Source organism: Aminobacter sp. Y103A (assembly GCF_030294925.1).
Lineage (GTDB): Bacteria > Pseudomonadota > Alphaproteobacteria > Rhizobiales > Rhizobiaceae > Aminobacter > Aminobacter ciceronei.
Map to the genome: position 1 here is coordinate 2,782,946 of NZ_AP017986.1, position 12,220 is coordinate 2,795,165.

The 12,220-nt window shown below is 62.9% G+C and carries 14 protein-coding genes; 12 read left to right on the top strand and 2 right to left on the bottom strand.

Annotated elements, in window-relative coordinates; genetic code table 11:
- The first annotated feature begins 61 nt into the window (after positions 1–61).
- The 3 genes from Amn_RS13610 (at position 62) to hflX (ending at position 2,699) form a co-directional block, all read left to right on the top strand.
- Complete coding sequence (locus Amn_RS13610) at positions 62–925, top strand: D-amino-acid transaminase (RefSeq protein ID WP_067962309.1); 864 nt, start codon at positions 62–64, stop codon at positions 923–925.
- Positions 926–1,064: 139 nt separating this feature from the next.
- Positions 1,065–1,310, top strand: a complete 246-nt coding sequence (gene hfq, locus Amn_RS13615) for an RNA chaperone Hfq (protein WP_018428055.1) — start codon at positions 1,065–1,067, stop codon at positions 1,308–1,310.
- Positions 1,311–2,699: a GTPase HflX gene (hflX, locus tag Amn_RS13620; RefSeq protein ID WP_067962308.1), complete on the top strand. Its 1,389-nt coding sequence runs from the start codon at positions 1,311–1,313 to the stop codon at positions 2,697–2,699.
- A gap of 114 nt (positions 2,700–2,813) precedes the next feature.
- On the opposite strand, the gene mazG is transcribed toward hflX, so the two are convergent.
- Complete coding sequence (gene mazG / locus Amn_RS13625) at positions 2,814–3,638, bottom strand: nucleoside triphosphate pyrophosphohydrolase (RefSeq protein ID WP_286297763.1); 825 nt, start codon at positions 3,636–3,638, stop codon at positions 2,814–2,816.
- 157 nt (positions 3,639–3,795) lie between these two features.
- Between mazG and crcB the strand changes: the two genes are divergently transcribed.
- The 6 genes from crcB (at position 3,796) to Amn_RS13655 (ending at position 8,995) form a co-directional block, all read left to right on the top strand.
- On the top strand, positions 3,796–4,173 hold the full coding sequence (crcB, locus tag Amn_RS13630) for a fluoride efflux transporter CrcB (RefSeq protein WP_067962305.1): 378 nt from the start codon (positions 3,796–3,798) through the stop codon (positions 4,171–4,173).
- 35 nt (positions 4,174–4,208) lie between these two features.
- Positions 4,209–5,192, top strand: a complete 984-nt coding sequence (locus tag Amn_RS13635; RefSeq protein ID WP_192316709.1) for an RluA family pseudouridine synthase — start codon at positions 4,209–4,211, stop codon at positions 5,190–5,192.
- A 35-nt stretch (positions 5,193–5,227) separates the two neighbouring features.
- On the top strand, positions 5,228–5,878 hold the full coding sequence (locus Amn_RS13640; protein WP_067966594.1) for an HAD family hydrolase: 651 nt from the start codon (positions 5,228–5,230) through the stop codon (positions 5,876–5,878).
- A gap of 146 nt (positions 5,879–6,024) precedes the next feature.
- Entirely contained in the window at positions 6,025–6,951 is a 927-nt protein-coding gene (locus Amn_RS13645; protein ID WP_286297768.1) for a DMT family transporter, read from the top strand.
- A gap of 2 nt (positions 6,952–6,953) precedes the next feature.
- Positions 6,954–7,748 (top strand): ATP12 family chaperone protein, encoded by a 795-nt coding sequence (locus Amn_RS13650; protein ID WP_067962301.1) that lies wholly within the window; start codon positions 6,954–6,956, stop codon positions 7,746–7,748.
- 206 nt (positions 7,749–7,954) lie between these two features.
- Complete coding sequence (locus Amn_RS13655) at positions 7,955–8,995, top strand: glutamine synthetase beta-grasp domain-containing protein (RefSeq protein WP_067962299.1); 1,041 nt, start codon at positions 7,955–7,957, stop codon at positions 8,993–8,995.
- 95 nt (positions 8,996–9,090) lie between these two features.
- Here Amn_RS13655 and Amn_RS13660 read toward each other — a convergent pair whose 3' ends face one another.
- Complete coding sequence (locus tag Amn_RS13660; protein WP_286297774.1) at positions 9,091–9,396, bottom strand: ribbon-helix-helix domain-containing protein; 306 nt, start codon at positions 9,394–9,396, stop codon at positions 9,091–9,093.
- Between the two features lie 201 nt (positions 9,397–9,597).
- Here Amn_RS13660 and Amn_RS13665 point away from each other — a divergent pair, with 201 nt between their 5' ends.
- The 3 genes from Amn_RS13665 to Amn_RS13675 all read left to right on the top strand — a co-directional run bounded on the left by Amn_RS13665 (position 9,598) and on the right by Amn_RS13675 (position 12,216).
- Positions 9,598–9,993, top strand: coding sequence for a VOC family protein (locus Amn_RS13665; RefSeq protein ID WP_067962290.1), 396 nt, complete (start codon positions 9,598–9,600; stop codon positions 9,991–9,993).
- Between the two features lie 68 nt (positions 9,994–10,061).
- Positions 10,062–10,595: a twin-arginine translocation signal domain-containing protein gene (locus Amn_RS13670; RefSeq protein WP_286297777.1), complete on the top strand. Its 534-nt coding sequence runs from the start codon at positions 10,062–10,064 to the stop codon at positions 10,593–10,595.
- A gap of 49 nt (positions 10,596–10,644) precedes the next feature.
- Positions 10,645–12,216, top strand: coding sequence for a GMC family oxidoreductase (locus Amn_RS13675; RefSeq protein ID WP_286297779.1), 1,572 nt, complete (start codon positions 10,645–10,647; stop codon positions 12,214–12,216).
- Positions 12,217–12,220: the final 4 nt, after the last annotated feature.

Consider the following 12,220-nt stretch of genomic DNA (forward strand, 5'->3'; position numbering starts at 1 on the left):
GGATTGCCGCGTGGCACAAATCGACTAGAACTCCGTTTGAATTTTCGGGGACACGAAAACCATGCCGCGCATAGCCTACGTCAATGGCCGCTATCTCCCTCATGCCCAGGCAGGTGTGCATATCGAGGACCGGGGCTATCAGTTCGCTGACGGCGTCTATGAGGTCTGCGAAGTGGCGCGCAGCTTCATCGTCGACAGCGTCGGCCACCTCAACCGCCTCGATCGCTCGCTTTCGGAACTCAGGATCGCCTGGCCGGTCAATCGCGCCGCGCTGGTCCACATCATGCGCGAGGTCATCGCCCGCAATCGTGTCCACAACGGCATGGTCTATCTCCAGGTGACGCGTGGTGTTGCGCCGCGCGACCACGTCTTCCCGGCTGGCACAACACTTTCTTCGCTTGTCGTGACAGCCAAGCGCACCGACCCGGTGGCATCGGCCAAACGCGCGGCGGCCGGCATCAAGGTGATCACTGTGCCGGAGAATCGCTGGGAGCGTGTCGACATCAAGTCGGTCGGTTTGCTGCCCAACGTGCTGGCGCGTCAGCAGGCCAAAGAGGCCGGCGCCCAGGAAGCCTGGTTCGTCGACCCGGACGGAACCGTCAAGGAAGGGGCGGCGACAAACGCCTGGATCGTCACCAAGGACGGCCATCTCGTCACCAGGCCCGCCGACAGCGGCATCCTGCGCGGCATCACGCGTACGACGCTGATGGATGTCGCCAAGAAGCTCGGCCTGAAGGTCGAGGAGCGTGGTTTTACCGTCGAGGAAGCCAAGTCGGCGCGCGAAGCGTTCATGACGGCTGCGACCACGGTGATCATGCCGATCGTCGCCATTGACGGCCAGCCCGTCGCCAACGGGCATCCGGGATCGGTCGCGCTTTCGCTGCGTGAGGCATTTTTTGACGTTGCGGAAAAAATCCAAGCCTGATAACCGCTTGGGCGTAAATGGTTAAATTCATCTCGTTCAGCTTGCCACGCGTTGTGGCAAGGGGGTGTTTGCTGGCTTGACATGGGCCCGGTAATTTGGCGCATTGGCAGCAGACAGGGATCGGCGAAAGAAAAAAACAATGGCGGAACGATCGCAGAATCTTCAGGATCTTTTCCTGAATTCAGTTCGCAAGAGCAAAAACCCACTCACCATTTTCCTGATTAACGGCGTGAAGTTGACCGGAGTAGTGACCTCCTTCGACAATTTCTGTGTTTTGTTGCGCCGTGACGGGCACTCGCAGCTCGTCTACAAGCATGCCATCTCCACGATCATGCCGAGCCAGCCGGTTCAGATGTTCGATGGCGAGGAAAGCCAGGGCGGCTGATTGGCACGCGACAGGACTGCCGGCGCCAAGGCCGGCGACAGCAATGGACCCGAATCGGTAGGGGGCGATAAGGCCCCCACGCGTGCGGTCGTCATCGTGCCGGTGCTGACGCGCCAGCCTAAGAATGACGACGACAGCGCGCGCCCGCGGTTGCAGCGTTCGGCCGAGGCGCGCCACGACGAGGCGGTCGGGCTTACCCGCGCCATCGATCTCGAACCCGTTCACACCGCGATCGTGACCCTCAACGATCCGCGTCCGGCGACGTTGCTGGGCAGCGGCAAGGTTGAGGAGTTCGCGGCGATCGTGAAGGAGCGCGGGGCGGAACTGGTGATCGTCGACCATCCGCTGACGCCGGTGCAGCAGCGCAACCTCGAAAAAGAGATGCACGCCAAGGTGCTCGACCGCACCGGGCTGATCCTCGAAATCTTCGGCCGGCGCGCCCGTACCAAGGAAGGCACGCTGCAGGTCGAGCTTGCCCACCTCAACTACCAGAAGGGCCGGCTGGTTCGCAGCTGGACCCACCTCGAGCGCCAGCGTGGCGGTGCCGGGTTCCTCGGCGGCCCCGGAGAAACCCAGATCGAATCCGACCGGCGCGCGCTGCAGGAAAAGATCATCAAGCTCAAGCGCGAGCTCGAAACCGTCGTCCGCACTCGCGACCTGCACCGCTCCAAGCGGCGCAAGGTGCCGTTCCCGGTGGTTGCCATCGTCGGTTATACCAATGCCGGCAAGTCGACGCTGTTCAACCGGCTGACCGGTGCCAGCGTGCTGGCCGAGAACATGCTGTTTGCGACGCTGGATCCGACCTTGCGCCGGGTACGGTTACCGCATGGCACGCCGATCATCCTGTCCGACACCGTCGGCTTCATCTCCGACCTGCCGACACACCTGATCGCTGCCTTCCGGGCGACGCTGGAAGAGGTGGTCGAAGCCGATCTCGTCATCCATCTGCGCGACATTTCCGATCCCGATACCGCGGCTCAGGCCGACGACGTCGAGCGTATCCTGTCCGATCTCGGCGTCGATGCGGCCGACACCGACCGGGTCGTCGAGGTCTGGAACAAGATCGACCAGCTCGACGAAGGCAATCGCGAGCGCCTGCTTGCCGACAGCAGTGACGGTCGCAAGACGCCGCCGATAGCCATTTCAGCTGCTACGGGCGAGGGCCTTTCCGCGCTCACCGGCCTGATCGAGCAGCGGGTTTCGGGTGAGCTCGAATCCATCGACGTCACGCTGGAACCGAGCCAGCTCGGCCAGATCGACTGGCTCTATCGCAATGGCGATGTGGTGAAGCGCAAGGACAATGACGACGGCAGCGTGTCGATGACGCTCAAAGCGACCGCCTCGGCGCGCGACGAGATCGCGGCCAAGATTCTCAGGAACAAGCGCTAAGCCTGGCGTGCTCGGGGTTCCTCGCCCCCGTGAAGCGGGGGGAGAGATGTTTCGCGCAGCGAACCAGGGGGCGGCCACGCTGAGCTTGGCCGCAATCCTGTCTAAGGCAGCCGGCTACTTCGCCGTCTTGGCCTGCTGCCAGAGCGCTTCCATCTCATCGAGCGTCGCCGCTTCCAGGCTGTGCCCCGCGTCGTCGAGCGCCTTTTCGACATAGTGGAAACGTGTGCGGAACTTGTCATTGGTGCCGCCCAGCGCGGCCTCCGAGTCCAGTCCCAGGTGGCGACCGAGATTGACCAAAGCAAACAGCATGTCGCCGAACTCGTCCTTGACCGCTGATTGATCGCCCTTGGCCATGGCCTCGCGCAGCTCGCCGATCTCTTCCTCGATCTTATCGAGGATCGGTGCTGCCTCGCCCCAGTCGAAGCCGACGCGTGCCGCTTTTTCCTGCAGCTTCAATGCCCGAGTCAGCGCCGGCAGCGCCACCGGTACACTGTCGAGAAAACCCTTGCCATGATCTTCGGGGTCGAGGCCGCGGGCGATGCGCGCGGCGCGTTTTTCCGCCTTTTCCTCAGCCTTGATCTTTTCCCACATGCCCTTGGCCGAACGGGCTTCCCGTGCCTTGGCGTCGCCGAAGACATGCGGATGCCGGCGGATCATCTTGGTCGTGATGCCTTGCACCACATCGCCGAAGGTGAACTCGCCGGCTTCTTCCGCCATTTGGGCGTGGTAGACGACCTGCAGCAACAGGTCGCCGAGCTCTTCCTTGAGATGGTCGATGTCGTTGCGCGCAATCGCGTCGGCGACCTCATAGGCCTCCTCGATCGTATAGGGTGCGATCGTCGCGAAATTCTGCTCGATGTCCCAAGGGCAGCCGGTTTCCGGCTCGCGCAGGGCGGCCATGATCTCGATCAGGCGGGTGATGTCTTTGGAAGGTTGCATGGGGCGATGCTATAGCCCGGTTGTCGCCCTCCCAACAACGCCCTGTTGCCCGCAGCCCTTGTCCACAAGCAATTCGGCGGCAGGGGCAGGCCGCCGCGCTGCCTGCGAGCCGTTCCGTGCTATTGACCTGACATCAGCGCGCAGGCAGGACAGGCTCATGCTAAACCTATCTCTCGTTGCACTCGGCGGCGCCATCGGGGCCGCACTGCGCCATCTCGCCAACCTTCTGGCGCTCAGGCTGGTCGGGCCGAACTTTCCCTGGGGCACGCTTGCGATCAACGTTGTCGGCTCACTGGCGATGGGGCTGTTCGTCGGGCTTTTGGCACGCCGCTTCGGCGGCTCGACCGAACTCCGGCTGTTCGTCGCCACAGGCATTCTCGGCGGCTTCACCACCTTTTCGGCCTTTTCGCTCGATTTTGCCACGCTGTGGGAGCGTGGAGCGACGTTTTCGGCCTTCGGTTATGCCTTTGCCAGCGTCATAACAGCCATTCTGGCACTGTTCCTGGGAATGTGGCTCGCAAGAAGCATCGGCTGATGCTATTGGGCCGCTTCGAAAAGGACGATTGAATTATGGCAGGCGTTGAACAGATCACGGTGGAAGCCGGCGAAACGGGCATGAGGCTCGACCGCTGGTTCAAGTCCCATTATCCGGGGCTCGGCTTCGGCCACCTGCAGAAGCTGCTGCGTTCGGGCCAGATCCGCGTCGATGGCGGCCGCGCCAAGGCTGACACGCGCGTCGAGCCAGGCCAGGTCATCCGCATTCCGCCGCTGGAAGTCGACAAGAAGAGCGACGGCCCGCTGACGGCGCGCACCATGCGCAATCAGGACGATGGCGACGTGCTGGCGCAGATGCTGCTTTACGAAGATCCCAAGGTCTTCGTCTTCAACAAGCCGGCCGGCCTTGCCGTGCAGGGCGGATCGGGCGTCGCCCGCCACGTCGACGACATGCTCGAGGCCTGGCGCAACAAGAAGGGCGAGAAACCGCGCCTGGTCCACCGCCTCGACCGCGACACGTCAGGCGTGCTGGTCGTCGCCCGCACGCGTCTTGCCGCGATGAAGCTTGCAGAGTCCTTCCGCGCCCGCGAAACACAGAAGACCTACTGGGCGCTGGTCAAGGGTGTGCCGCCCAAGCGCGAAGACAAGATCTCGACCTGGCTGATCAAGGAAATGACACCGGACGGCGACCGCATGCGCATCGCCAAGCACGGCGAAAAGGGCGCCGACCATGCCGTGTCCTATTACCGGGTGCTCGAACAGGCGGCGCAGGCGCTTACCTGGCTCGAAATGGAGCCCTATACCGGCCGCACGCACCAGTTGCGCGTGCATGCCGCCCATATCGGCTGCCCGATCATCGGCGATCCCAAATATTTCGAGCACGACACCAATTGGGAATTCCCTGGTGGCATCCAGAACCGTCTGCATCTTCATGCCCGCCGCATCGTCATTCCGCATCCCGACCAGGGCGTGATCGACGTCACAGCGCCGATGCCGCCGCACATGCGCCAGAGCTGGAACCTGATCGGCTTCGACGACGAGAGCGGGGAGCCGGCGTGACGTCTGTTACATCGCCGGAGCGCGACGCAGGCGTCTTGAAGCTCGTCCTGTTCGATTGCGACGGCACGCTGGTCGACAGCGCCGACATCATCCATGCCTCGATGCTGGCCACGTTCCGCGAGGCCGGACTTCCGGAACCCGACAAGGCCGCGACCAAGGGCATCATCGGGCTCACCCTCGACATTGCGATCGCGACCTTGCTTAAGCGCGCACCGGATGCCGAAAGCACAAGGCTTGCAGCGCGTTACAAGGAACACTTCATCGCCTCGCGCCACCTGCCGAGTTTCAAGGAGCCGCTCTATGACGGCATTGGCGAACTGATCGAAGCGCTCGCACGCCGTGATGATGTGCTGATCGGCATGGTCACCGGCAAGTCGCGCCGCGGCGTCGAGCGGGTCATGGAAACGCATGGCTTCGGCCGCCATTTCGTGACCATCCGGACCGCCGACGACTGCCCGTCCAAGCCGCATCCGGCGATGGTGCTGGAATGCTGCGCCGAGATGGGTGTCGATCCGGCGTCGACCTTGGTCATTGGTGACGCTGTCTACGACATGCAGATGGCCCGCAATGCCGGTGCCCGCGCCATCGGCGTTGCCTGGGGTTACCACAACCGTGAAGGCCTGTTTGCCACTGGCGCGCACGCCGTCATCGACAGACCTGGGGAACTGCTACCCCTTATCGGCTAGCTGGACCAATTTGCGGCAGCTGCCGTGCGTTAAGGTGCGGCCCGCCGCGCAGTTGGACCCGAGTCCGCTGCCGCCAGCCTGCCTCGCAATGCGGCCCGGCCAGCCCTTGTCCATCAGCATCGCGCTCGGTGAGCGTGGAGGAATTCATGACAGTCGTCACACAGCCATTGGAACGTCGCGACGCGATCGATACGGCAGCCGTCGTGTTCATGCTCATGCTGACCATGTCCTGGGGCATGAACGGTGTGGCGGCCAAGCTGGCGACGTCGGGCTACAACCCGATCTTCCTCAATGTCGCGCGTTCGGGCATTGCCTGCGTGCTGGTCTATCTCTGGTGCCTCTACCGCCGCGTTCCGCTGTTTGCCCGCGACGGCACCTTGTGGGCGGGCATCCTGGCCGGGCTGCTGTTCGGCACCGAGTTCATTCTGGTTTTCGTCAGCCTTGAACACACGACGGTTGCGCGCAACTCGCTGCTGGTCAACACGATGCCGTTCTGGGTTCTGATCGGCGCGCATTTCTGGCTTGGCGAGCGTATGTCGCTGCAAAAGCTGTTCGGCCTGATCCTGGCTTTCGGCGGCGTCGCGGTGGTCTTTGCCGACAAGCTCGGCGATGCCGGCGGTCCGACGCTGTTCGGCGATCTTCTCGCACTCGTCGCCGGACTGCTCTGGGCGCTGACCACGTTGGCAATCAAGGGCACCAAGCTTGCCAGCGCCGGGGCCGAGAAGGTGCTGCTCTACCAGCTTGTCGTCTCAGCGCTCATGGCGATCCCGCTCGTCTCGCTCGCCGGTCCGGCATTCCGCGACGCATCGACGGTCGCCACCGGAGCGTTGCTGTTTCAGGCTGTATATGTCGTCGCCTTCACCTATATTCTGTGGTTCTGGCTGATGCGGCGCTATCCTGCGGCGGGCCTCTCCAGCTTTGCCTTCCTGTCGCCGGCATTCAGCGTGATATGCGGCTGGCTGGTGCTTGGCGAAGCCCTGACCTGGAACATTTTTCTGGCGCTCGGTCTCATCGCGACCGGGCTGATCATTGTAAACCGGCCATCGCGCAGACGTGCGGCCGGAGCGGAGTAAAGATGCGAGAAATCCTGAGCGACCTCGAAACCAGCGACGGCCTGTCCGATCCCGATCCCATCCGCCGCGCCCAGAGCACGTTGCGCAAGCAGCTGCCCAAGCGCTTCTACGAAGCAGCCAGCGTCGCTGCGTTTGAAGAAGGCTATGCCGTCCTGCTCGACGGCAAGTCGGTGCGGACGCCGGGCAGGGCGCTGCTCGCGCTGCCGACGGCGGCTGCGGCACAGCTGGTTGCCGACGAGTTCGTCGCCCAGGTCGAGGTCATCGATCCTTTCACCATGCCGGTGCTGCGCCTGGTCAACACGGCGATCGACGGCGTCGCCACCGATCCGCAGGCGGTGCTCGAGGATATCCTGCGCTTCTCGTCAAGCGACCTGTTGTGCTACCGCGCCGACAGCCCGGAAAAGCTCGTCGAGCGCCAGGCAGAGGCCTGGGATCCGGTCCTGGACTGGGCGCGTGCGTCGCTCGGCGCACGCTTTGTACTGGCCGAGGGCGTCATGCATGTCGAGCAGCCGCGCGAGGCCATCGCAGCGCTTGGCGTGCACCTGTCGCAGCGCACCGAGCCGATGAAGCTCGCGGCCCTGCATGTCATGACCACCCTGACCGGTTCGGCGCTTCTCGCCCTTGCCGTCGAGACCGGCGAATTGACGGTCGAGGAAGCCTGGGCAGCGGCCCATGTCGACGAAGACTGGCAGATCGAGCATTGGGGCCAGGACTCGGAGGCTGTCGCGCGCCGTGCCACCCGCAAGCGCGATATGCTCGCTGCTGTCGCCCTGCTTGAGGCGCTCAAGGCAGCTTAGCCAGCCGGCAAGGCAGATCAGCCCGAGTCTTGGGCAAAATGTCAGCCATGCTGCCGTAGTCTGCCTATTTCTTGAGCAGTTGCTTTTCCGTGCAACTGCCTTCCCTGCTAAGAATCTGGGATTTTCGAGTTGGCACGGGGCTTGCTTTCTCTCTTGTGACACGCCGGCCATCCCAGGGCCGGCAGGCACGACACTGAGAGGATAGCATGACGAAGTACAAGCTCGAGTACATCTGGCTGGACGGTTACGCCCCGGCAGCCAATCTCCGCGGCAAGACCCAGATCAAGGAATTCGCGGAGTTCCCGAAGCTCGAGCAGCTTCCGCTCTGGGGTTTTGACGGCAGCTCGACCCGCCAGGCCGAAGGCAAGAGCTCGGATTGCGTGCTGAAGCCCGTCGCTGTGTATCCCGATCCCGCCCGCAAGAACGGCGTGCTGGTGATGTGCGAAGTGATGATGCCCGATGGCGTCACCCCGCATCCGTCCAATACCCGCGCCACCGTCCTCGACGACGAGGGTGCCTGGTTTGGCTTCGAGCAGGAATATTTCTTCTACAAGGACGGCCGCCCGCTCGGCTTCCCGGAAAACGGTTTCCCGGCGCCGCAGGGTGAGTACTACACTGGCGTCGGTTACAAGAACGTCGGCAGCATTGCCCGCCAGATCGTCGAAGAGCATCTCGACCTCTGCCTCGAGGCCGGCATCAACCATGAAGGCATCAATGCCGAAGTGGCCAAGGGCCAGTGGGAATTCCAGATTTTCGGCAAGGGCTCGAAGAAGGCTGCCGACGAGATGTGGCTTGCCCGTTACCTGCTGCAGCGCCTGACCGAGAAGTACGAAATCGACATCGAGTATCACTGCAAGCCGCTTGGTGACACCGACTGGAACGGCTCGGGCATGCACGCTAACTTCTCGACCGACTACTTGCGCGACGTCGGCGGCAAGGCGTACTTCGAAGCGCTCATGGAGGCCTTCGGCGATGCCCGCGAAGAGCACATTGCCGTCTACGGTCCCGACAACCACCTGCGCCTGACCGGTAAGCACGAGACGGCTTCCATCGACGTCTTCACCTGGGGCGTTGCCGACCGTGGCGCTTCGGTGCGCGTGCCGCACAGCTTCGTGCGCAACGATTATCGTGGTTATCTCGAAGATCGCCGCCCGAACTCGCAGGGCGACCCCTACCAGATCGCCTCGCAGATTCTGAAGACCATCAACTCGGTGCCGACCAGCGTCGAGACCAGGGCTGCTGCCTAATTTCTAGGCAACATATGGGTCGCAAATCAAAAACCCGGGGCGACCCCGGGTTTTTTTGTTCGTGTTTTCTAAGCGTTATCGATGGAAGCTGAAGGTCACGCTGCGTAGCGCTTCAGCGCGTTGACTTCGTCAGCGGCCGGCTTGTGGCCGCGCAGGTAGAGCGCGCAGGTGGTGCGCAGCATCGAGGCAAAGTTCGGAATCTCGCCGTTGATCTCGATCGCCTCGTCATAAAGCTTCGAAATGAATTTCGGCGTCGTCAGCTCCTGGGAGGTGGCGATCTCGTCGAGCAGGTCCCAGAAGGTCGCTTCCAGCTGAATGCTGGTCGAATGTCCGGCGATCCGGATCGACCGGTTGATCTGGCGATAGCCCTTCGGATCCTGTCCGGCAAATACCTTGCACATGTCATTTCTCCCGCTGGCTTGCCCGGGCTGACAGCGCCGGTGCTGGCTCTTGAGCGCCATCATCGACCCAACGGCACGCCATCGCAACCATGCTTTCGTTGCTGACTAGCAAACCATGCTCCTGAAAGCGTGGTAACGGGCTGCCACCACTTGGCTTTGCAGCGATTCATAATCCTCCCGTTCCAACTGCCAGGAGGGCGAATGGCCAAGGCAATCCATTCCATGGTGCGTGTGCTCGACGAAGCGCGCTCGCTGTCATTCTATCACACGGCTTTCGGCCTCGAAATCGCCGACAGGCTCGACTTCGAGACCTTCACGCTGATCTATCTCAGCAATCCCGAGACCGAGTTCGAAGTCGAGCTGACGGTCAACAAGGGCAGGGCCGAGCCCTATGCTCTCGGCGACGGCTACGGCCATCTCGCCGTGTCGGTGGCCGATCTCGACGGCGAGCGCGCCCGCATGCTTGCCGCCGGGCTCAGCCCCAGGGACATCGTCGAGTTTGCGCCGGGCGGTACGCCATTGGCCCGCTTCTTCTTTATCGAGGATCCCGACGGCTACAAGATCGAGGTTTTGCAGAGGGGCGGCCGCTTCAAGTGACATGTCGCGGCGGAGGAGCGCCGTGCCAGCCAAGCGCCGAGCGCGCATAGCAAGCAAGGGAGGAAATCATGGTGACGATCTATCAAGGCAGGTCCGGCCTTTCGCGGCGTGAGCTGCTCAAGCGCGGCACAGCCGCCGGCGCGCTACTCATCATCAGTGGCTCTGCCGTACTCAGCACCGGCGAGGCCTGGGGGCTCGAAAGCACGGCGCTGAAACCCGAAACCGTGGCGACGCTGATCCAGATGGCGCGCGATGTCTATCCGCACGACCAGGTGCCGGACAAGTTCTACGCCATTGCCATCAAGAGCCATGACGAGCTCGCGGGCAAGGATCCGGCCCACAAGGAGCTGATCGAGAAGGGCATCGCCGATCTCGACCAGAAGGCCGGCGCCGGCGGTTACACCGGCCTTGGATGGGAAGACCAGCGTGTTGCCGTCCTCCGGCAGATCGAAAGCACTCCGTTCTTCCAGGAAATCCGCGGCGGACTCGTCGTCGGCCTCTACAACCAGAAGGAGCTGTGGCCGATCTTTGGCTATGAAGGCGAGTCCTACTCCAAGGGCGGATACATCGCGCGCGGCTTCGACGACATCGAGTGGCTCTGATCGGCCCCAGTCGCGAACCCAGCCTTTTCAGCATTCCCGGGAGGAAAACATGCCTGCACCATATGGTCTTAACGACGATAGCGTCGTCGTCATCATCGGCTCCGGCGCCGGTGGCGGCACGCTCGGCAACGAACTCGCCCAGAAGGGTATCGACGTCGTCATTCTCGAAGCCGGCCCGCGCATCGAATATGAGGACTTCATCAACGACGAATGGGATTCTTTCAGCCAGCTCGCCTGGCTCGACAACCGCACGACAGGCGGTGGCTGGCGCGTGCACAAGGATTTTCCCAACCTTCCGGCCTGGATCGTCAAGGCGGTCGGCGGCACCACCACGCACTGGGCCGGCGCCTCGCTGCGCTTCCAGGAGCATGAGTTCAAGACGCTGACCAACTACGGCAAGGTCGAAGGCGCAAACCTGCTCGACTGGCCGATCGCGCTCGCCGACCTGGACCCCTATTATGCCAAAGCCGAGGACAAGATGGGCGTCACCCGCACCAACGGCATCGAAGGACTGCCCGGCAACAACAACTTCAAGGTGTTCAAGGCCGGCGCCGACAAGCTCGGCTACAAGGAGTGCCACACCGGTCGCATGGCAATCAACTCCGCCGACCGCGATGGCCGCATGGGATGCCAGCAGACCGGCTTCTGTTTCCAGGGCTGCAAATGGGGCGCCAAGTGGTCGACGCTCTATGCCGAAATCCCCAAGGGCGAGGCGACCGGCAAGCTGGAGGTCAGGCCCAACAGCCACGTGCTCAAGATCGAGCACGACGACAGCGGCAAGGTGACTTCGGTCGTCTATGCCGACAAGGACGGCAAGCTGCAGAGCCAGAAGGCGCGCATCGTCTGCGTCGCCGGCAATTCCATCGAAAGCCCACGGATCCTGCTCAACTCGGCATCGTCGAAATTCCCTGACGGCTTGGCCAACTCGTCAGGGCAGGTGGGCAAGAACTACATGCGCCACACCACCGGCTCGGTCTATGCGGTGTTCGACAAGCCGGTGCATTTTTGGCGGGGCACGACCATGGCCGGCATCGTCAGGGACGAGGCGAAGCACGATCCGTCACGCGGTTTCGTCGGTGGCTACGAGCTCGAAACGCTGGCGCTGGGCCTGCCGTTCATGGCGGCATTCCTCGATCCCGGCGGCTGGGGCCGTTCGTTCACCACCGCACTCGACCACTACGACAAGATGGCCGGCATGTGGATCGTCGGCGAGGACATGCCGCAGGAGCAGAATGCGGTGAAGTTGCATGGCGAGCTCAAGGACAAATACGGCATGCCGATCCCCGACGTCTGGTTCACCGACCATCCCAACGACGTCGCCATGCGCAACCATGCCTACAAGCAGGGCATGGCGATGTATGACGCGGTCGGCGCAACCAGAACCTTCCCGACGCCGCCTTATCCCTCGACCCACAATCTCGGCACCAACCGGATGAGCGAGAAGGCGTCCGACGGCGTGGTCAACAAATGGGGCCAGGCGCACGACATCAAGAACCTGTTCGTCTCCGACGGTAGCCAGTTCACCACGGGTGCCGCCGAAAACCCGACGCTGACCATCGTGACCTTGGCGATCCGCCAGGCCGACTACATCGCCGAGCAGATGGGCGCCAAGAGTATCTGATCGT